The sequence below is a fragment of the Rathayibacter sp. AY1H2 genome (assembly GCF_002931985.1).
Classification (GTDB): domain Bacteria; phylum Actinomycetota; class Actinomycetes; order Actinomycetales; family Microbacteriaceae; genus Rathayibacter.
Window position 1 is genome coordinate 141,205 of sequence record NZ_PSUV01000004.1, and the last position, 20,937, is coordinate 162,141.

A 20,937-nucleotide genomic window follows, 5' to 3' on the forward strand; every position below is an offset into this window, starting at 1 on the left:
CGACCACCGCTCGCGCCGCTCATCCCCACCACCCACCGCCTCGACGAGGAGCACCCATGCCGCTGACCCACCCGGCCCCGCACGAGACCCGCCTGGAGCGCGGGGTGCTCGACGCGCGGCGGCGGCTCAACCGCGACTACCTCCTCTCGCTCACCGACGAGGGGCTGCTGCAGAACTTCCTGATCGAGGCCGGGATCGGCGACCAGGGCTGGCACCTCCACCCCTCGCAGGACTCGCGCGAGGCCCGCGGCCTAGACCGGCACTGGGGCTGGGAGACGCCGGGCTCGCAGCTGCGCGGGCACTTCCTCGGCCACTGGCTCTCCGCCGCGGCCCGCGAGGTCGCGGTCACCGGCGACCCGCTGCTGCGCGTCCGGATCGACTCCGTGCTCGACGGACTCGAGCGCTGCCAGGAGGAGAACGGCGGCGGCTGGATCTGGGCGATCCCGCGCGGCTACCTCGACCGCCTCGCGACCGGCCGCCCCATCTGGGCGCCGCAGTACGCGATGCACAAGCTGCTGATGGGCCTCGTCGACCTGCACCTCGACCTCGGCGACGAGCGGGCGCTGCGGATGGCGCGGGCCGCCACGGTCCCGCTGCTGGAGTGGGTCCGCGGATTCGACGACGCCGCGTTCCAGGAGATCCTCGAGGTCGAGACCGGCGGCATGCTCGAGGTCTGGGCCGACCTCCTCGCGATCACCGGCGACCCCGTCTACACCGAGCTGCTCGGCCGCTACGACCGCCGCTCCCTCTTCGAGGGCCTGCTCGAGGGCCGCGACGTGCTGACCAACATGCACGCCAACACCACGATCCCCGAGGTCCTCGGCGCCGCCCGCGCCTACGAGGTCACCGGCGACGAGCGCTGGCGGAGGATCGTCGAGGCCTACTGGGAGCAGGCGGTCACCCTCCGCGGCACCTTCTGCACGGGCGGTCAGACCTCCGGCGAGATCTGGACGCCGCCCTTCGCGTTCGCCGCTCGCCGCGGCGAGAAGACGCAGGAGCACTGCGTCGTCTACAACATGATCCGGCTGGCCGACGTGCTGCTGCGCTGGACCGGCGACCTCGCCTACGCCGACTACATCGAGCGGAACCTCTGGAACGGCCTCCTCGCCCAGCAGAACCCGCGGACCGGGATGGTCGCCTACTTCCTGCCGCTCGAGGGCGGCGCCCGCAAGGACTGGGGCAGCCCGACCGAGGACTTCTGGTGCTGCCACGGCACGCTGGTGCAGGCGCACACGCGCCACTCCGGGCTCGTCTTCTACCGCGGCGGCGACGCCGAGCTGACGATCGCGCAGCACGTCGACGCGAGCCTGCGCCTGCCGACCGCCGCCGGCGACGCGGCGGTGCGGGTCGAGGTGCTCGACACCGCCGGCTACGTCGGCCCGGACGCCAACGCGGGTGCCGCGGGCGACGTGCACCGCCCCACCGCCTCGCGGATCCGGGTCGAGATCGTCTCGGAGGAGGGGGTCGCGCTGCACGTGCGGCTGCGGGTGCCGGAGTGGACCGTCGGCGAGCCGGGGGTCGCGGGCGACGCCGAGCGCGTCCGGGCGGGCGACGGCGCGCTCCTGATCGGGCACCCCGGCGGCCGCACGAGCGTCGACCTCGCCTTCGGCACCGAGATCCGTGCCGTGCCGATCCCGGACGAGCCGGGCACGGTCGCCTTCGTCGAGGGCCCGATCGTGCTGGCCGGCCTCGTCGACCGCGAGATCGCGCTGCGGGGGCGCCTCGAGGACGCCCCCGCCCTGCTCGCCCCCGACAACGAGCGGCAGTGGACCCAGTGGCTGCGCGGCTACCGCGCCGTCGGCCAGCCCGCCGCCGTCCGCTTCCGGCCTCTGCACGAGGTCGTCGACGAACCCTTCTCGCTCTACTTCCCGGTCTCGGCCGGGAGCTGATGGACAGGATCTCCTCCGTGACCTGCGCTCCGCGCTCATGACCGCCTCCACCGCCTCCCCCGCCGTCCAAGCGATGCCCCGCGGCCGCCTCCTGCTGCCGATCTTCGCGATGCTCGTCGGCTTCGGGCCGCTCACCATCGACCTGGTGCTGCCGTTCCTGCCGACGCTGCAGGACGATCTCGGCGTCTCGGTGGCGACCGCCCAGCTGGTCGTCACCGGCGCCACCTTCGGCTTCGCGGCCGGCCAGCTCATCTCCGGACCGCTCAGCGACGCGGTCGGCCGCAAGTGGCCGCTCGGCGTCTCGGCGGCGCTGCACATCGCGGCGAGCCTCGTCGCGGCGATGACCTCCGACACCGCCGTGCTGCTCTCGGCCCGCTTCGTCCAGGGCGCCGCCTGCACCGCCGCGGGCGTCGTCGTCACCGCCATCGTCCGCGACCTCTACAGCGGCAAGCGGCTCGTCACGATGCTCGCGAACCTCGCCGTGATCGTCTCGGTCTTCCCGATCCTGGTGCCCTCCGTCGGCGCGCAGCTGACCAAGGTGATCGACTGGCGCGGCTCCTTCCTCGCGGTCGCCGCCTGGGGAGCGCTCGCGACCGTGATCGCGCTCCTGGTGCTGCCCGAGACGCTGCCCCGCGAGCGGCGGCACCAGGGCGGGCTCGGCCCGTCGCTGCGCAACTCCTTCGGGATGCTCCGCCGGCCGCGCGTGCTGGCGCTCGCCGCCGCCTCGGCCGCGGGCTGGTCGGTCGGCTTCGCGTATCTCGCGACCGCTCCCTTCCTCTACACGAACGTCTACGCGGTCGGTCCCGACCTGTACGGGCTGCTGTTCCTGGTCACCTCGCTCGTGACGATCGCGGTCGGGCAGACGACGGGACGGGTGATCGTGCCGCGGTTCGGACCCCGGTTCGCGATGTTCGCCTCGGCGATCGTCACGGCGCTCGGCGCCGTCGTGGTCGCGGTGCTCGCGCTCACCGGCACGCAGCCGCTGCTCGTCGTCGTCGGCGCGCTGACGTTCGCGCTGGCCGGCCGCTCGCTCGGCTTCGCCCCGGTGCAGTACCTCTCGCTGCAGGGCCCGTCGAGCGAGGCGGGCAGCGTCACGGCGATCCTCGGCACGGTCAGCTTCACGGCGGCCGGACTGGTGATGCCGGTGATGGGCGCGTGGGCCGAGATCTCGCTGATCCCGTTCGCGATCCTGCTGCTGCTCGCGGGCCTGGTCGAGGGCGGCGTGGCGCTGCTGTTCCGGCCGGGCTCGCGGCGCTTCGATCCCGGGGCGCAGCGGCTCGAGGACGAGCCGGCCGGGGCCGCCCGATCGGCCGGCCCCCGCGCGCACGACGAGAAGAGCTGAGATGACCCTCCGGGAAGGAATCACCGTGGAACTGCGCTCCGGCGACTACACCCTCCGCGTCGAGGCGGGCGGCCTCGAGGTGCTCAAGGGCGAGCGCGTCCTCTACGCGAACGACCGGCCGCTGCGCGTCACGGTCAAGACCGTCGCCGCGATCAGCGAGTACTCCGGCGCGCCCTACGACGACGTCTCGCTGTCGGAGGGGGCGATCACCGCGAGCGGGACGATCACCGTCCGCTCCGGGTCGTCCTTCGCCGTCACCGACGTCTGGCGCGTCGCGGGCGACGGCTTCTCCGTGCACCGCGACGTCGAGGTGCTGGCGGCCGGTGGTGACCTCGGCTTCTCCACCGCCGTCTCGCTCGGGCTGACCGGGTCCGACGACCTCCGCGACTACGAGTGCTTCGCCCCCGGCGCCTGGTACCGCGACAACGCCTTCGGGCCCGCCGACGCGATGGGCCGCGACCCCGGCAGCGAGTACTTCTGGCGTACCGAGACGCACTACGCGCTGCCGCTGTTCGCCGCGCAGAGCCTCGCGACCGGCGAGACCGTGGCGCTCTCGCGCTGGGCGGCCGACGCGACGCGGCCGCGCCTGGACGTGGTCCGCTCGGAGAACTTCACCGACCCGGAGTGCACCGTCGGCTCGATCGGCCTGAGCCGCCCGCAGGGCACGACGCTGAACTACCTCTACTACGGCTTCGGCGTGCGGACCCCGCTCGACGTGCCGCCCGCGGGCCTGTCGATCGACTACGTCCACCCGGGCGCCGACGGCGAGCGCCCGATCGACAACCCCTACTCCGGCCTCGACTACGACGCCGCCCCGAAGGCCCTGCAGCGGGTGAACCACCCGGTCGAGGTCGGCTTCCGCCAGCGCTACGCCGTGGCCGTCGACCTCGGCCGCCACGACGACTTCGCGACGATGATGCGCGCCACCTGGCGCAGCGCCTACGCGCGCCTGCGCGACGACCTGTTCGAGGTCGACAACGAGCGGCACTTCCACCACGGCATGGCGATCCTCCAGCGCCTCACCCGCCGCTACGGCGACTCCTGGGGCCTGCCGTTCGCCTGCCAGCTGCCGGATCTCGACGTCTCGAGCGTCTCCTTCCAGTTCGGCTTCGTCGGACAGCAGCCCGGCATCGGCTACCAGCTGCTGCGCTACGGCGACCGCGAGGGCGTGCCGGAGGCGTTCGAGCAGGGCGTCGGCATCGTCGACTTCTGGGCGCGGACCGCGCTGCCCGAGTCGGGCCCGCCGCGGATGTGCTTCAACCCCTCGCTCGGCGGCTTCGAGCCGTACCCGCACTACCTGCGGATGCTCGCCGACGGCGTCGAGGCGATCCTCGACGCCTACCTGCACCTGCGCGACCTCGGCGACGAGCGCCCGCTCTGGCTCGAGTTCTGCCGGCGGACCGCCGACTGGCTGCTCGTCGTGCAGGACGCCGACGGCAGCTTCCACCGCGCCTACAACGCCGACGGCTCGGTGCGGATGGACTCGCGCTCGAACACCCCGAGCGTGATCCGCTTCCTCGTGCAGCTGCACCTCGTGACGGGGGAGGGGCGCTACCGCGCGTCCGCCGTGCGCGCCGGCGAGTGGTCGTTCGCGAACATCCACCGCACGCTGGAGTACCGCGGCGGCACCTGCGACAACGCCGACATCCAGGACAAGGAGGCGGGCATCTACGGGCTGTTCGGCTTCCTCGCGCTGTACGACCTGACGGAGGAGCCGCGCTGGCTGGAGGGCGCCGTCCGCGCCGCCGACTACACGGAGACCTGGACCTACGCGTGGTCCTTCCCGGTCCGCGCGCCCTGGGCGCATCCCTTCAACCGGTACTCGATCAGCGGACAGAGCATCATCACCCTCGGCGGCGGCGCCGACGTCTACATGGCGGCCTGCTCGTACAGCTACTACCGACTGCACCTGATCACGGGCGACGAGCACTACCTCGATTTCGCCGAGTTCCTGCACCGCAACACCCGCCAGTCGACCGACGTCGACGGCAGCATCGGCTACGCGATGCCCGGCCTCGGCCACGAGAGCGGCGACTTCGCGACCCAGACCCTGCGCAGCCACCACCACTGGCTGCCCTGGTGCACCTTCGTCGAGGTCGACCCGGCCTCGCGCCTGCGCGACACCTTCGGCGTCTACGAGATCGGCGACGCGCAGCGCCTGCCCGCCGCCGAGCGGGCGGCCCGCAACCGCGTCTACGACCGCTACGGGCACTCGCGGAGCTGACCCGACCCCACCCACCGCATCCGGCTCGCGTCTCGTCCTCACGTCGACGTAGCCGCACGGCGGGTCCGGCGGCCGGCCGGGACGACACCCGGTGCGCTGCTCCGCCTCCGTCGGCGTACCGGAGCCCGTTCCGCGTGCTGCAGCCGTACCCTCCGCAGTGCCCTCAGCCGCGCCACTCCACGTCCACGCGCACCGCCTCCGCACCGAGCTCCAGCCCGCTCGACACCTCGCGCCCGTCGACCCGCAGCACCGCGTCGCGCAGCGTGCGCACCCGCGTCCCGCCCGCCGGTGCCAGCCACTCCGCGCCCGGCACCCGCCGCACCCACAGCGACGCCCGCCCCGGCGACCACTCCAGCCGGTCCACGACCACCCCGCCGCGTGCGCGCAGCCCCGTCACGGCACCCCGCGCCCACGCGGACGGCAGTGCCGGCAGCACCGTCAGCGTCTCGTCATCCGATCCCAGCAGCATCGCCGCCACGAGCCCCGGCAGTCCGCCGCTGGCGTCGAGGTTGAAGATCCGCCCCGCGTCGTGCCGGGTCGTCAGCGTCGGTGACCAGTGCTCGACCGCGAGCCACTCCGCGCAGGTCAGCGCCGCCTCCCCGTCACCCAGCGCCGCCGCCGCGACGCCCACCTGCACCAGCCCGAACGCCATCTCCATCCGCCCGGGAGGAGCGGTCGGCGCCTCGGCCCGCCACGCGATCTTCGCCGCCACCGTCGCCGCCGCGGCGGCCCGCAGCCGCACCGCGGAGGCGCCGGGGCCCTCGAAGGCCGCGTCGCCCGCGTACCAGAGCGGGTACAGCTGCGACGCGTGCCGGTGCGCGATCTCCTCCGCGAACCGCGGGTCGATCCACTCCGCCAGCGTGCCGTCCTCGGCGACCCGGTACTCCGGCAGCTCCGCCACCACCCGCGCCCAGCGCTCGTCGAGCGAGTCGTCGCCGCGGGCCCGGCCGAGCAGCGCCGTCGCCCGCGCGGCGTCCCGCAGCACGGCGACGTCGGTCGTCGCGTCGACCGCGATCGGCGAGCGCGCACCACCCGGTGTGTTCTCGGGGGAATAGGAGGGGACGATTCGGCGCACCCCGTCGACCACGGTCGTCCCGGTCTCGGCGAAGCGCAGCACGCCCTCGGCCAGCTCCCACAGCCGGTCGTCGACGATGCCGCGGTCTCCCGTGGCCGCGACGGCGTCGGCGGCGAGGCGCAGCACCCAGCCGCCGCAGCCCGTCCAGAAGAGGTGCGGGTAGCTCGCCGCGAAGTGGTCGGCGCGGCCGTGGGTCGACATCCGCGACGGCAGGAGCATCCCCTCCGCCCCGTAGACGAGGCGCGCGTTCTCGCGGTAGTCGTCGAGGTGCGGCAGCACCAGCTCCAGGATCGACAGCGCCAGCTCGGGCGTGCCGGTCGGGATCATCCCCGCCATCGCGCCGTTCTGCACGTTGCCGTTCAGCGTGTAGTCGGCCGACCAGGCCGGCCGCCAGGTGCCCTGCCAGACGCCCTGCAGCGTCGGCGGCAGCTCGCCGGTCGACGCGACGATGTTGGCCCGGCCGCTGAGGTACGCGAGCTCGACGACGCGGCGGCGCGCGCCCTCGTCGCCGGCGCGGGCCTCCTCCCAGAGGTCCTCGGTGAGCACCGCGGAGGAGGCTCCGGCGAGATCGAGGGAGGAGGCGCCGACCAGCCGGCCGTGCCCGTGGCGCTGGGCCTCGCGCAGCTCCGCCCACGAGGCGTCGCCGCTCGTCGGCTCGCCGCCCGCACGCTCCCGGCCCGTCGGCTCGCCGCCCGCCATCGACAGATCGACGCGGAGGAGCGCGCCCGCCCCGGCCGCGACCGGCACCGTCGAGCGGGTCACGACGCCCTCCACGTCCCACGGCGCCCCGGTCGCCGCGGTGACCGTCGCGCGGATCCGCTCGCCCCCGGTCTCGGCGCTCCCGGTCCCGGCGACGGCCAGCAGTCGCCCGACCGCACCGCCCTCGACCGTCGCCTCGACCACGGCCGACGCGTCCGGCACGCCCGTGTCGAAGGAGGTCGCGTCCCCGGCGCCCAGCCCGAGCTCGACCGTGCTCTCGCCGTCGCGCTCCGACTCCACCCGCAGCCGGACGCTCTCGCCCCCGTGCGGAGCGATCAGCCGCACCGCGTGCCGCCCGCCGTCGAGGTCGGTCCACTCGACCGCGACCTCGCCCAGCAGCGGGTCGAGCAGGCGCCGGCTCGACGCGACCCCGCCGGCCGTGCGGATCGACAGCGTCGCGCACAGCCCGAGCGGATCGGTCCAGATCAGGCCGCCGTCGTAGCCGCTCGCCCGCGCCCCGCGCTCGAGCAGGTCGCTCGCCGCGTCGGCGTCCCCGGCCAGCAGGGCACTCCGCAGCTCGTCCCGCACCGGGGCGAGGTCCGGGGCGGCGGGCCGCGCGTTGACGGGGAGGAAGTAGCGCTCGTGCGCCAGCGAGACGGTGAGCGCGTCGGCCGGGCCGTGCACCACGGCGCCGACGCGGCCGCTGCCGACGATCAGGCCCTCCTCCCAGGTCGGGGCCGCAGTGGCGGTGACGAGGGTGGGCGTGCGCGACAGTGCGCCGGCGATCGGGGCGATGATCGGTTCCTTTCGGGCTCGCGGGAGTGCCTGATATGTTGCGTGAACCCTCAAATTACCTCTCCCGGTGCGACGGCGCGCGGGAGTCGAGAGTTAGGAATCCGCGATGACGCGACCGATCACCCTCTTCACCGGCCAGTGGGCCGACCTCCCGTTCGAGGAGGTGGCGCGCCTCGCGGGGGAGTGGGGCTACGACGGCCTCGAGATCGCCTGCTGGGGCGACCACATCGACGTGGCGCGCTGGGACGACGCGGAGTACGTGCAGAGCCGCAAGGACATCCTCGAGCGCAACGGCCTCCAGGTCTTCGCCATCTCGAACCACCTCACCGGCCAGGCGGTCTGCGACGACCCGATCGACGAGCGCCACCGCGACATCCTCAGCGACCGCGTCTGGGGCGACGGCGACCCCGAGGGCGTCCGGCAGCGCGCCGCCCAGGACCTCAAGGACACCGCCCGCTTCGCCGCCGCGCTCGGCGTGACGCAGGTCAACGGCTTCTCCGGCTCGTCGATCTGGAAGGGCGTGGCCATGTTCCCGCCCGCCTCCGACGAGTGGATCGCCGCCGGCTACCAGGACTTCGCCGACCGCTGGAACCCGATCCTCGACGTCTTCGAGGAGGTCGGCGTCCGCTACGCGCTCGAGGTGCACCCGAGCGAGATCGCCTACGACTACTGGACCGCCAAGCGCACCCTCGAGGCGATCGGCCACCGCGCCTCGTTCGGCTTCAACTTCGACCCGTCGCACTTCGTCTGGCAGCAGCTCGACAGCGTCGCGTTCGTGCTCGACTTCGCCGACCACATCTTCCACGTGCACGTGAAGGAGTCGGTCACCAACCTCGACGGCCGCAACGGCGTCCTCGGCTCGCACCTGCCGTGGGCGAACCCGCGCCGCGGGTGGACCTTCGTCTCGACCGGGCACGGCGCCGTTCCGTGGGAGCCGGTGTTCCGCGCGCTCAACGCGATCGGCTACACCGGCCCGACCAGCGTCGAGTGGGAGGACGCCGGCATGGACCGCCTCGACGGCGCCCCCGAGGCCCTGGCCTTCGTGCGGAAGCTCAACGCGATCACGCCGCCGGCCGACGCCTTCGACGCGGCGTTCTCGACCTCGCGCGACTGACCGCCCGCCGTACGCCTGCATCCCGGAGGCCGGAAGGACCGACTGCCCGCGAGGGCCGTCCGGGCCTCCCTGCCTCCGTCGTGCTGCGAGCGCGTCCGCAACCGGGGCCGGGACGCTGCAGCGGGCGCCGAACGGGCCGGAGAGGGCGATCCGCCCTCGATCGCGGACGCGATCCAGGCCGGTCTCGGCGGCGGGCCCCCGCCCCGACCCGGCGGCTCGCCGGGAACGACGGACGGCCGGCCCCCCGCAGGGAGCCGGCCGTCCGGCCTCGCAGGATCTACAGGCCCTGGGAGAGGCGGTAGTACGCCGCGTTCGAGCGGATGTCGGACTCGAAGCCGCGGAGGGTGGTCGACTCGTCGATCACCAGGAGCTCGACGCCGGCGATGCGGGCGAAGTCCTCCCACGCCTCCAGGCCGATCTGCGTCGTCATGACCGTGTGGTGCGCGGCACCGGCGGTGATCCAGGCGGCGGCGCTGGTGCCGAAGTCCGGGGCGGGCTGCCAGACGGCTCGGCCGACGGGCAGGTGCGGGAGCGTCTGGGGCGGCTCGACGTTCTGGACCTTGTTCGCGACCAGGCGGAAGCGCTCGCGGACGTCGCTCAGGGCGACCACCACGGCGGGTCCGGCGTCGGCGGTGAAGACCAGGCGCACCGGGTCCTCGCGGCCGCCGATGCCCAGCGGGTGGATCTCGAGCGAGGCGCGCTTCGACGACAGGGACGGCGACACCTCGAGCATGTGCGCGCCGAGGATGAGCTCCTCGCCGGGCGTCATGTCGTAGGTGTAGTCCTCCATCAGGCTGGTGCCGCCGGGGAGGCCGGCGCCCATGACGGCGGCGATTCGGATGAGGACGGCCGTCTTCCAGTCGCCCTCGCCGCCGAAGCCGTAGCCGTCCGCCATGAGGCGCTGCACGGCGAGTCCGGGGAGCTGGCGGAGCCCGCCGAGGTCCTCGAAGCTGTCGGTGAACGCCTCGAAGCCGCCCTCCTCCAGGAACGAGCGCAGGCCGATCTCGACCGCGGCGCCGTAGCGGAGCGACTCGTGGCGCTCGCCGCCGGGGAGCAGCTCGGGGACCACGTCGTAGCTCTCGACGTACTCCGCGACGAGGGCGTCGATCTGCTCGGAGGTGGCGGCGTCGACGCGCTCGACGAGCTCGTTCACGCCCCAGGTGTTGACGCTGACGCCGAGGCGGATCTCGGCCTCGGTCTTGTCGCCCTCGGTGACGGCGACGTTGCGCATGTTGTCGCCGAAGCGGGCGACCTTCATGCTCTGCGAGGCGGACCAGCCTGCGGCCGCGCGCGACCAGGTGCCGATGGCCTCGGTGACGCGAGCGTCGCTCGCGTGGCCGACGACGGTCTTCCGGGGCACGCTCATCCGGCTGAGGATGTAGCCGTGCTCGCGGTCGCCGTGCGCGGCCTGGTTGAGGTTCATGAAGTCGAAGTCGATGTCCTGCCACGGCAGGGCGACGTTCGCCTGGGTGTGGAAGTGCAGCAGCGGCTTGGCGAGCGCGTCGAAGCCGTGGATCCACATCTTCGAGGGGCTGAAGGTGTGCATCCAGGTGATGACGCCCACCACGGAGTCGTCGGAGTTCGCCTCGATCATGGTGCGGCGGATGGCGTCGGAGCTCTTCAGCACCGGCTTCCACTCGACGGTCACGGGGATCGCGCTCGCCTCGTTGAGCTGCGCGACGACGGCCTGCGACTGCTCGGCGACCTGGCGGAGGGTGTCCTCGCCGTAGAGGTCCTGGCTGCCGGTCAGGAACCAGACGGTGCGGGTGGCGAGGTCGGGGATGATGCTCTGGTACACGCTCATGCGATGGCTCCGGTGGGGTTCTGTCCGTAGACGTTCTGGTAGCGGTCGAACAGGGCGTCGATCGACTCCTGCGGGATGGGGACGAGCTCGCCGCCCTGGCGCGCGAGGTGCACGGTGCGGGCGACGTCCTCGGCCATGACGGCCGCCTTGACGGCGTCCTTCGCGTCCTTGCCGATGGTGAAGACGCCGTGGTTCTGCATCAGGACCGCGCGCGAGCGGTGGCCGCTGAGGGTCGCGACGATGCCGCGGCCGATGGAGTCGTCGCCGATGATCGCGAACGGGCCGATGGGGATCTCCCCGCCGAACTCGTCGGCCATCGCGGTGATGACGCAGGGGATCGACTCGGCGCGGGCCGCCCACGCGGTCGCGTAGGTGGAGTGCGTGTGCACGACTCCGCCGACCTCGGGCATCTCGCGGTACACGTAGGCGTGGGCCGCGGTGTCGCTGGAGGGGCTGCGGTCGCTGCCGGGGGTGCCGGGGACGACGTTCCCGTCGAGGTCGCAGAGGATCATGTTCTCGGGCGCGAGGTCGTCGTAGGAGACGCCGCTGGGCTTGATCACGAAGAGGTCGGCGCCGGGCACGCGGCCCGAGATGTTGCCGCCGGTCCAGATGACGAGGCCGTAGCGGACGAGCTCGGAGTGCAGCCGCGCGACGTCCTCGCGGACGCGGGCGATCGCCTCCTCGACGGCGGGGGTCTGGGTGGTCATGCGGTGGCTCCCTGGTTCTGCGGGTCGGTGAGGGTCTCGACGGCGGTCTGCTCGACGGCGAGGCCGGCGCGGTAGCGCTCGAGGTAGGCGGAGAAGCCGGCGACGTCGTCCGCGTCGGGGGCGACGGTCTCGAAGCCGGAGTCGCCGAAGACCTGATCGGTGAGGTACGCGTCGAGCGCGACTCCGCTCTGCAGGCGGTAGGCGGCGAGCACCGCCATGCCCCACGGGCCGCCCTCGGAGGCGGTCGCGGCGACCGAGACGGGGGCGTCGAGCGCGCCGGCGAGGAAGCGCTGGGCGACCCCGGCGGTGCGGAACATGCCTCCGTGCGCGAACATCTCGTCGATCCGCACGCCCTCGCCTGCGAGGACGCGCATGCCCAGCGCCAGGGTGCCGAACACGCCGTAGAGCTGCGCGCGCATGAAGTTGGCGAGCGTGAGGCGCGAGTCGGGGGTGCGCACGACGAGCGGGCGGCCCTCGACCAGGCCGGCGATCGGCTCGCCCGCGAGGTGGTTGTAGGCGAGCAGTCCGCCCGCGTCCGCCTCGCCCTCGAGCGCCTCGGCGAAGAGGGTGCCGTAGACGGCGTCGCTGTCGGAGGGTCCGCCGGACGCGGCGGCGAACCGCGAGAACAGGCCGACCCAGCCGGCGAGCTCGCTGGCTCCGTTGTTGCAGTGGACCATCGCGACGAGGTCGCCGGCGGGGGTCGCGACGAGGTCGAGCTCGTGGTGCACGCTCTCCAGTGGGCCCTCGAGGACGACCATGGCGAAGATGCTGGTGCCGGCGCTGACGTTGCCGGTGCGCGGGGCGACGGAGTTGGTCGCCACCATGCCGGTGCCGGCGTCGCCCTCGGGCGGGCAGGCGGGGGCGCCGGGTCGGAGGGAGCCGGTGGGGTCGAGCAGGAGCGCGCCCTCGGCGGTGAGCGAGCCGGCGTCGGCGCCCGCGGGGAGCACGGCGGGCAGCAGCTCGCGCAGCGGCTTCACGGCGCCGGCCGCGCGCTCGTCGTAGAGGTCGACGACGCGCTGGTCGTAGTCGCGGGTCGCCGGGTCGGTCGGGACCATCCCGGAGGCGTCGCCGACTCCGAGGACCTTCTCGCCGGTGAGGCGCCAGTGCACGTAGCCGGCGAGGGTGGTGAGGAAGTCGATCCGCTCGACGTGCGGCTCGGAGTCGAGGACCGCCTGGTGCAGGTGCGCGAGCGACCAGCGCAGCGGGATGTTGGCGCCGAACAGCTCGGTGAGCTCGGCCGACGCGGGGCCGGTGCTGGTGTTGCGCCAGGTGCGGAAGGGGACGAGCAGCCCGCCGTCCGCATCGAAGGGGAGGTAGCCGTGCATCATCGCCGAGACGCCGAGCGCCCCGACGGAGGAGAGCTGCACGCCGTGGCGCGACGAGGCGTCGGCGACGAGGTCCGCGTAGGCGGCCTGGAGGCCCGCGTGGACGGCGTCGAGGGAGTAGGTCCAGCGGCGGTCGACGAACTGGTTCTCCCACTCGTGGCTGCCGACGGCGAGGACCACGGACGGGTCGGCCGCGTCGACCAGGCACGCCTTGATCCGGGTGGAGCCGAGCTCGATGCCGAGGGCGGTGGCGCCGCTCGTGATCACGTCGGCGGGGGTGGGCCTGCGCTGGTCCATCATGCTCCTCGCTCGGGCGATGTGACCGTTCACAAAGCCCCGGGTCAGCGTAGGCGAAACGGCTCGGGGTCGGCAAGCGAGGGGCCGCCCGACGGGGTCCGACTGCTCCTCCTCCGCCGCAAGCCCCTTCCGCCGGGGCCGCCCGCTTGGTCGCATGAGGCATGCGTGAGATCAGACTCGTCAGACTCGTCACCCGCCTCGAGAACGCCGCCGCCCTCGATCCGCTCGTCGGCCGGGTGAAGCGGGCCGTGAACGCGGTGGTCCGGCCGCAGCCGGTGCGGGACGTGCTGCACGGCGTCCCGGTCGGCCACCCCGTCCATCCGCTGCTCGTCCTCGTTCCCACCGGCGCCTGGGTGTCGGCGGCGGTGCTCGACCTGCTGCCGGGGAACCAGCGGGCGGCGAGGACCCTCGTCGGCGTCGGCGTGATCAGCGTCCTGCCGACCGCCGCCTCCGGCTTCACCGACTGGTCGGAGCTGCACGAGCAGCAGACCCGCGTCGGGCTGGTGCACTCGGCGGCCAACGTGGTCGCGACGGGCCTCTACGCCGCGTCGTGGGTGCAGCGCCGCCGCGGGCGCACCACGAGCGGGAAGGTGCTCGGGATGCTCGGGCTCGCCGTCGTCTCGGGAGGCGGCTACCTGGGCGGCCACCTCAGCTACCGGCAGGCGGCGGGGGCGAACCACGCGGAGGACGTGCCGCACCGCTTCCCCTCGGGCTGGCAGGAGCTCGGCGCCCTGGCGGACCTGCCGGAGCGCACGCCGGTGAGGAGGGAGGTCGCGGGCCTCCCCCTGCTCGCCTTCCGGCGGGGCGAGCGGATCGACGTGCTCTCGAACGTCTGCAGCCACCTCTCGGGCCCGCTCGACGAGGGCGAGGTCTCGGCGGACGGCTCGGGGGAGGCGTGCGTCGCCTGCCCGTGGCACGGCAGCGCCTTCTCGCTCGAGACCGGCGAGGTGCTGCGGGGGCCGGCCACCTCGCCGCAGCCGCGGTTCCAGACTCGGGTGCGCGAGGGGCGCGTGGAGGTGCTGCTGCCGCACGCGGGGTGAGGCGGGGGCCGGTGCTGCTCAGGCCTGAGTCGTCGACGCCCGCTCCACCAGCACCGGCGGCACCGGGCGGCCGACGGCGGGCTCCTCGCCGCGCAGCTCCGCGAGCACGACGCCGATCGTGCGGCGGCCGACTTCCGCGAAGTCCTGGCGGATGGTGGTCAGCGGCGGCTGGTAGTGCGCCGCCTCGGGGACGTCGTCGAAGCCGACGACGCTGAGGTCCTCGGGCACGCGCAGTCCCCGCTCGGTGCAGGCGTGCAGGAGTCCGAGGGCCATCTGGTCGTTGCCGACGAACACCGCGGTCGGCAGAAGCGCGGCTCCGAGGAGGCGGAGGCCGGCGCGGTAGCCGGACTCGGCGCTCCAGTCGCCCTCCACGACGGCGACGGGGTCGAGGCCGGCCGCGCTCATCCCGGCGCCGAAGCCCTCGAGCCGCGCCTGCGCCTCCACCCAGTGCTGCGGACCGGCGAGGTGCGCGATGCGGGTGTGGCCGAGGCCGACGAGGTGCTCGGTCGCCAGTCGCGCTCCGGCCGCCTGGTCGACGAGGAGCAGGGAGTCGGCGCCGCGGTCCGTCGCGCCGAGCGTCACCGAGGGGACGCCGATCGCGAGGCTCTCGATCGCCTCCAGCGCGCGCTCCTGCGGGGCGAGGACCACGATCGCCTCCACCGACTCCCGCTGCAGGTGGGCGAGACCGTCGGCCAGCGACTCCGCGTCCGGCGCCGCGTTCACGACCGGGACCCGGTAGCCCGCGTCGCGCGCCGCCTGCTCGATCGCGGCCATCGCGGTGGCGGTGCCGTAGAAGCTGTGGCTCTCGGCGGCGAGGATCCCGATCAGGCCGGAGCGGCTCGTCGCCAGGGCGCGGGCGGCGGCGCTGGGGCGGAAGCCGAGGTCCTCGATCGCGGCGAGCACGCGCTCCCGGGTGCGCGGCCGCAGCTGGGGGCTGTCGTTGAGCACCCGCGAGACCGTCTGGTACGACACTCCGGCCCGCACCGCGACGTCGCGGATGGTCGGCGCGCGGTCGAGGGGCATGGCCACACCGTAGCGGTGCGTGCGCCCCCGCCCCCCCCTCCCGCGAGACGCCTCCCGGGTGCGCGTTCGTCGGCGGGTCGCGTACCGGTGCGGCGTCCCGCGGGCGCGGGTCAGGGGCCGCCGAGCCAGTGGTCGATGCGGTGGTGGTCGGGGGTGAAGCCGTGGTCGACGCCCCAGAGGACGGCCTGCGTGCGGCTGGTCGCGCCGATCTTGCCGTAGACGCTGCGGATGTAGGACTTCACCGTGTTGGGGCTGAGGTAGGTGAGCGCGGCGACGTCGGCGTTGCTCTTGCCCTGCGTGATGAGCGCGAGGATCTCCGACTCCCGGTCGGTGATGCCCTCGTGGCGGCCCGGCCAGTCGAGGCCCGGTGCGCTGCCCGCCCGCCGCGGAGGATCGCTGACGACGACCTCGCCCGCCGCCACCCGCTCGAGCGCGGCCACCAGCTCCCGCGCCGGCAGGGTCTTGGAGAGGTAGCCGTGGACGCCCTGCTCGAGGGCGTCCGCGATGAGCGTCGGCGCGAAGTTCCAGGTGTAGACGACCACGTGCTCGGCCCGCTCGTTGCGCACCAGCTCCGCGATCTCGTGGTGGTCCGACTCCGGCTGGGCGAACGAGTCGTAGAGGACGACGTCGATCCGATCGGAGAGGGAGGCGTTCGCGTCGATCTCGGCGACGACCACCCGGTCGCGGTAGTGGTCGAACATGTGCGCGAGGCCCGTGAGGACGACGTCGTAGTCGTCGACGAGCGCGACGGTGAGGGGCGCACGGCGGGTCATGGTCGGACGCTACCGCACGGCCCGTCGGGGCGAGCACACCCCCAGGGGTGTACCGCCGCCTCCTCCGGGGTGGTTGCGTAGCCACCGGTCCCGCAACCGCGGAACCGATCAGCGGGCCCCCGCCCGCACAACGGAAGGACGACCGCCATGCTCGGTCTCATCATCAGCCTCATCGTCGTCGGACTCATCGCAGGAGCGCTGGCCCGCCTCATCGTCCCCGGGAAGCAGAGCATCAGCATCGGCATGACCATCGTGCTCGGCATCGTCGGCTCGTTCGTCGGCGGCTTCCTCGGCTTCCTGATCTTCCAGCACGACCCGATGGACGGCTTCTTCCAGCCCGCCGGCATCATCGGCTCGATCATCGGAGCGATCATCGTCCTGCTCGTCTACACCCGCTTCGCCGGCCGCTCCGCCGCGCGCCGCTGACCCGCAGCGCACGGCGACAGCGAGGTGGCTGCCGACCCGCGCTCCGCGGGCGTGCAGGCACCACGCTGACCGGCGGCCCCGGCCCGGCTCCCTCCACGGGCCGGGCCGTCGTGCTGTCCGCGGGGTGCCCGGGCGTCGTCCGCGGTCTCCGACGCTGCGTCCGCGGGTGCCGACGCTCCGTCCGCGGAGCCCGCGCCGCGTCCTCCGACCTCCGCGGATCAGCGGCGGAGTCCGTGACTGTCGCGTCGGTGGCTGCCGAGGCCGTCGCCGCAGAGTCCGCAGCCGCGCAGTCCGTCGCCGCCCAGCCGCCGCGCACCGGGGTGCGCGATGCTCGGGCGATGCCGCTCGTCGTCCCCGATGCCCTCGTCCCGCTCGCGCTCCGGCTCGCCCGTGCGAACCGCACCTTCGTCAGCGCGGAGGGAGCCCGTCGCCGCATCCGGGAGCGCGCGCTCCGTCCCGCCTCCTACGGCCCGCCGCCCCGCCTCCGGCCCGGCGTGCGCGTCGACGTGGAGCAGGTCGGCTCCTGGCCGGTCTACACGATCCGCCCGCGGGTGATCCGCGGCGGCGTCGTCTACGTCCACGGCGGCGGCTGGGTGAACGAGATCGCGCCCCAGCACTGGTGGCTCGCCGCCCGCATCGCCGACGAGGCCTTGGTCGCGGTGACCCTCCCGATCTACCCGCTCGTGCCCTTCGGCACGGCGCTCGAGGCGCGCGACGGTGTCCGCGCCCTGGTGCTGCGGAGTCTTGAGCGGCACGGGGCGACCTGCCTCGCCGGCGACTCTGCGGGCGGCCAGATCGCCCTCTCGACGGCCCTCGCCCTGCGCGACGAGGGGGTGGTCCTGCCGCGCACGACCCTCGTCTCGCCCGCGCTCGACCTCTCCTGGAGCAACCCGCGGATCCCCGAGGTGCAGCCGACCGATCCCTGGCTCGGCACCCCGGGCGGTCGCGTCCTCGCCGAGAGCTGGCGCGGCGCCCTCGACCTGCTCGATCCCGTGGTCAGCCCGCTGTTCGGCGACCTGGCGGGCCTCGGCCCCCTCACCGTCTTCACGGGCACGCGTGACGTCCTCAATCCGGACGCCCACGTGCTGGCCGAGCGGGCGGCGGCCGCCGGGGTCCCGTTCGAGCTCCACGAGGCCGTCGGGCAGGTCCACGTGTACCCGCTCGTGCCCACGCGGGCCGGCCGCGAGGCGCAGCACGACCTGGTCGAGGGGCTCCGCGCGGCGGTCTGATCGGAGGCTCGCCCGGGCGTCCGGCAGGCTCCTCTCAGTCCGTCTTCCGGACGGCGGACGGCGCCTCCGCCCGCTCGTCCACGACGTCGAGGCGAGCCAGCGCGTTCGCCGTCCCCCGGCGGCCCCGCGTCGCGACCAGGCCGATCATCGCGGCCGCCGCGAGGACGAAGGCGAGCAGCGACCAGAACCCGCCCTCGACGGCGAGCAGGGTCGACCAGCCGCCCGATCCCGCCGCCCAGCGCACGAGCCGCTGCCAGAGGAACGGTCGCGGCTCGGGACGCAGGCGCACCACCGTCTCGCCGAGGGTCCGCCCGGACCGCAGCACGATCACCAGCTGGAGCAGCGGAGCGACGAACGGCAGGGCTCCGAGAACCACGTCCCCGGGGCTCGAGCGCGTGTCCACCCCCGCGAGCACGAGGCCGACCCCGGTGATCGAGACGAGCGCGCCCGTGATGAGGCTCAGCGCGAGCACGTCGCAGAACATGCCGAAGGCGCGGCGGCGGATCGTGACCGGGCGGGCCAGCTCCGGCACCGCGCCCTCGGTCCGGCGGGTGAAGAGGAGGAGGACGGGGGAGAGGAGGGTGCCGAGCAGGGCGCCGGCCGTGTTGGCCAGCAGGTCGTCGACGTCGAAGAGCCGGTAGGCGCACGGGTAGAGGAACCAGTCGCCCGTGAGCTGCGTGACCTCGATGAGGAGCGAGACGGCGAAGCCGACGGCGGTGCCGCCGATCATCCCGGCGACGAGGCGCCCGCGGAGAGCGAGGTGGCGGACGAGCATCCCGAGGGGGACGAAGAAGACCACGTTCAGGAGCACCTGCGCGGACGCGGGGTTCGTCAGCAGCGCGCGGGGCCCGTCGATCCCGCCCTCCTTCGCGATGTCCCCGACGAAGGCGAACAGGCGCAGCTGCGGACCCGATCCGGTGCGGCAGGCGGCGGCGACCGTCGCCTCGTCGGGCAGGGGGAGGAGCGTGTAGGTGACGAGGGCGAGCGCGTAGACCACGGCGGCGAAGGCCAGCACCGCGTTGCCGATCCCGAGGACGCCGCGCCGCCGGTACTGCAGGGCGGCCCAGGGCACGAGGCCCACGAGGGCGACGGCGGAGCCGAACAGGAGGGCGAGCACGGCGGAGGTCATGCGTCGACAGTAGGAGAGCGGAGGCCCTTCTCGACCGCCCGGCGCATCAGGGGCCTCTGACAGCGCGGTTCGTCCCTCCCCAGCGCGGGATCCGGGCGCTCCTCCACGGATCCGAGCGATCCCCGTCCGCCGCCTCCACGCCCTGCTAGCGTTTCCTGGGTCGCGTCCAAGAAACGCGTGCACCCCCGACCCCTCCACGAAAGACGTCATGCCGCTGCGCTCCCGCCTCCTCGCCCTCCCCGCCGCCGTCGCGGCCGCCGCGCTCCTGCTCAGCGGCTGCACCGCCGAGACGCCGGACGCCTCCAGCACCCCCGTCGACGGCGGGACGCTGACCTACGCGTCCGGCGACGCCGAGCCCACCTGCCTCGACCCGCACGTCGGCGGCAACTACCCGCAGGCGCTCCTCGCGACGCAGGTGCTCGAGTCGCTCGTCTCGCGCGACGCCGACGGCACCATCACGCCGTGGCTGGCCGAGTCGTGGACCGTCTCGGACGACGCGCTCAGCTACGACTTCACCCTGCGCGAGGGCGCGACCTTCACCGACGGCACCGCCCTCGACGCGGAGGCGGTCGCCGCGAACATCGCGCACCTGCAGGACCCGGCGACCAAGTCCTCCACCGGCTACCTCGCCGTGGCGAAGGTCGCCTCCGTCACCGCGGTCTCGCCGACCGTCGCCCGCTTCACCCTGACCGCGCCGGACAGTGCGCTGCTCGAGTCGCTCGCGCAGCCGTGGACCGCGATCGAGTCGCCCGCCGGCATCGCCCGCGGCGAGGAGGCGAACTGCGAGGCGCCCGTCGGCACCGGCCCCTTCACCGTCTCGGAGTGGGTCAAGCAGGACCACGTGACCCTCACCCGCAACGAGGCCTACGACGCGTCGACCGGCCCGACCGGGGACGGCCACGAGGGCCCCGCGCACCTGGCGAGCATCACCTGGCGCTTCATCCCCGACTCCGCCACCCGCTACGCGGCGCTGCAGTCGGGCGAGGTCGACGTGCTCGACAACGCCCAGCCCGACACACTGAAGGCCGCGACCGGAGCCACCGACCTCGTCGAGCTCGACGCGCCCCGGCCCGGCTCGGTCAACCGCCTCGAGCTCAACTCCGGCCAGGCGCCGTTCGACGACGAGTCCGTCCGCGAGGCGTTCGTCCGCGGCGTCGGCGTGAACGACGCGATCGACTCCCTCTTCTTCGGCACCGCCGAGCGCTCCTATTCCCCGCTGTCCAGCCGCGAGGCGACCGCGTACTCCGACCCGTCGCTCTTCGAGGACGCCGGGTCCGACTCCGAGACGGCCGCCGCCGAGGACCTGCTCGAGAAGGCCGGCTGGGTGGACTCGGACGGCGACGGCATCCGCGAGAAGGACGGCACGCCGCTGACGCTGCGCTTCCCCGTCAGCACCAACCAGTCGATCCCGGCTGAGCAGTCGCTGTTCGAGCAGATCCAGGCCTCGGCGAAGACCCTCGGCTTCGACGTGCGGATCAGCCTGCTCGACCTGTCGAGCTGGTACACCGCGCTCGCGTCGAACGAGTACGAGCTGGTGAGCGCCCCGTACACGAAGGTCGGACCCGACGTGCTGCGGATCCTCTACTCCTCCTCGGGCATCACCCCCGCGCCGAGCGGCTACTTCGCCAACCACGCGCAGATCGCCGACCCCGCGCTCGACTCGCTGCTCGAGCAGGCGAGCGCCACGACCGACGAGGACGCCCGCGCCGACCTGTACGAGCAGGCGCAGCGGATCGTCCTCGAGGGCTACTGGATCCTGCCGCTCTACGACCAGCAGAACCACTACCTGCACCGGGCGGCCGTCCAGGGCCTCGTCGCCCTCGACACCGTGTCGACCCCCTGGTTCGCCGACGCCTGGGTCTGACCCGGCCCCGGCGAGCCGCCTGCACCGATCGATGAGCGGACGCGTGCCGGTCGAGTAGTCGCCGCGGTGGCGCATCGAGACCCCGCGATCGGGACGGGCGGATCTCGATGCGCCCGCTCCGCGGGCTGCTCGATCAGCAGGGATCCGTCCTCCATGCTGGTCGAGTAGCCGCCGACGGTCGC

At 73.8% G+C, this 20,937-nt stretch carries 15 protein-coding genes; 8 read left to right on the forward strand and 7 right to left on the reverse strand.

The features are described 5' to 3' along the window. Positions 1-56: 56 nt before the first annotated feature. From C5C29_RS05380 to C5C29_RS05390, 3 genes are read left to right on the forward strand one after another with little or no spacing between them, the layout of a single operon-like run. The gene (locus C5C29_RS05380) at positions 57-1,889 is read left to right on the forward strand and encodes a beta-L-arabinofuranosidase domain-containing protein (protein WP_181128755.1); all 1,833 of its coding nucleotides are present in this window, start codon (positions 57-59) and stop codon (positions 1,887-1,889) included. A gap of 37 nt (positions 1,890-1,926) precedes the next feature. Further along, on the forward strand, positions 1,927-3,231 hold the full coding sequence (locus C5C29_RS05385) for a multidrug effflux MFS transporter (RefSeq protein WP_104308059.1): 1,305 nt from the start codon (positions 1,927-1,929) through the stop codon (positions 3,229-3,231). 25 nt (positions 3,232-3,256) lie between these two features. Then, complete coding sequence (locus C5C29_RS05390; protein WP_104308078.1) at positions 3,257-5,455, forward strand: hypothetical protein; 2,199 nt, start codon at positions 3,257-3,259, stop codon at positions 5,453-5,455. Between the two features lie 163 nt (positions 5,456-5,618). On the opposite strand, the gene C5C29_RS05395 is transcribed toward C5C29_RS05390, so the two are convergent. After that, a complete protein-coding gene (locus C5C29_RS05395) occupies positions 5,619-8,078 on the reverse strand; it encodes a glycoside hydrolase family 95-like protein (protein ID WP_104308060.1) in 2,460 nt (819 codons plus the stop codon). Between the two features lie 52 nt (positions 8,079-8,130). On the opposite strand from C5C29_RS05395, the gene C5C29_RS05400 reads away from it, so the two are divergent. Then, complete coding sequence (locus C5C29_RS05400; protein WP_104226056.1) at positions 8,131-9,138, forward strand: sugar phosphate isomerase/epimerase; 1,008 nt, start codon at positions 8,131-8,133, stop codon at positions 9,136-9,138. Positions 9,139-9,415: 277 nt separating this feature from the next. Here the strand turns inward: C5C29_RS05400 and araA are convergent, their stop codons facing one another. From araA to C5C29_RS05415, 3 genes are read right to left on the reverse strand one after another with little or no spacing between them, the layout of a single operon-like run. Then, on the reverse strand, positions 9,416-10,942 hold the full coding sequence (gene araA / locus C5C29_RS05405) for an L-arabinose isomerase (protein ID WP_104233641.1): 1,527 nt from the start codon (positions 10,940-10,942) through the stop codon (positions 9,416-9,418). Continuing rightward, entirely contained in the window at positions 10,939-11,649 is a 711-nt protein-coding gene (locus C5C29_RS05410) for an L-ribulose-5-phosphate 4-epimerase (protein ID WP_104224687.1), read from the reverse strand. The genes araA and C5C29_RS05410 overlap by 4 nt, the downstream gene beginning before the upstream one ends. After that, a complete protein-coding gene (locus tag C5C29_RS05415) occupies positions 11,646-13,271 on the reverse strand; it encodes a xylulokinase (RefSeq protein WP_104248018.1) in 1,626 nt (541 codons plus the stop codon). The genes C5C29_RS05410 and C5C29_RS05415 overlap by 4 nt, the downstream gene beginning before the upstream one ends. A gap of 161 nt (positions 13,272-13,432) precedes the next feature. On the opposite strand from C5C29_RS05415, the gene C5C29_RS05420 reads away from it, so the two are divergent. Then, the gene (locus C5C29_RS05420; RefSeq protein ID WP_104308061.1) at positions 13,433-14,311 is read left to right on the forward strand and encodes a Rieske 2Fe-2S domain-containing protein; all 879 of its coding nucleotides are present in this window, start codon (positions 13,433-13,435) and stop codon (positions 14,309-14,311) included. An 18-nt stretch (positions 14,312-14,329) separates the two neighbouring features. Here the strand turns inward: C5C29_RS05420 and C5C29_RS05425 are convergent, their stop codons facing one another. Beyond that, positions 14,330-15,334, reverse strand: coding sequence for a LacI family DNA-binding transcriptional regulator (locus tag C5C29_RS05425; RefSeq protein WP_104308079.1), 1,005 nt, complete (start codon positions 15,332-15,334; stop codon positions 14,330-14,332). 110 nt (positions 15,335-15,444) lie between these two features. After that, entirely contained in the window at positions 15,445-16,107 is a 663-nt protein-coding gene (locus C5C29_RS05430) for a response regulator transcription factor (RefSeq protein ID WP_104225041.1), read from the reverse strand. A 147-nt stretch (positions 16,108-16,254) separates the two neighbouring features. On the opposite strand from C5C29_RS05430, the gene C5C29_RS05435 reads away from it, so the two are divergent. Further along, positions 16,255-16,533, forward strand: a complete 279-nt coding sequence (locus C5C29_RS05435) for a GlsB/YeaQ/YmgE family stress response membrane protein (protein ID WP_104225042.1) — start codon at positions 16,255-16,257, stop codon at positions 16,531-16,533. Between the two features lie 233 nt (positions 16,534-16,766). Continuing rightward, positions 16,767-17,762: an alpha/beta hydrolase gene (locus C5C29_RS05440; RefSeq protein ID WP_258069462.1), complete on the forward strand. Its 996-nt coding sequence runs from the start codon at positions 16,767-16,769 to the stop codon at positions 17,760-17,762. Positions 17,763-17,796: 34 nt separating this feature from the next. Here C5C29_RS05440 and C5C29_RS05445 read toward each other — a convergent pair whose 3' ends face one another. Further along, entirely contained in the window at positions 17,797-18,891 is a 1,095-nt protein-coding gene (locus C5C29_RS05445; protein ID WP_181065435.1) for a VanZ family protein, read from the reverse strand. Between the two features lie 208 nt (positions 18,892-19,099). Between C5C29_RS05445 and C5C29_RS05450 the strand changes: the two genes are divergently transcribed. Then, a complete protein-coding gene (locus C5C29_RS05450) occupies positions 19,100-20,755 on the forward strand; it encodes an ABC transporter substrate-binding protein (protein ID WP_104308063.1) in 1,656 nt (551 codons plus the stop codon). Positions 20,756-20,937 lie beyond the last annotated feature (182 nt).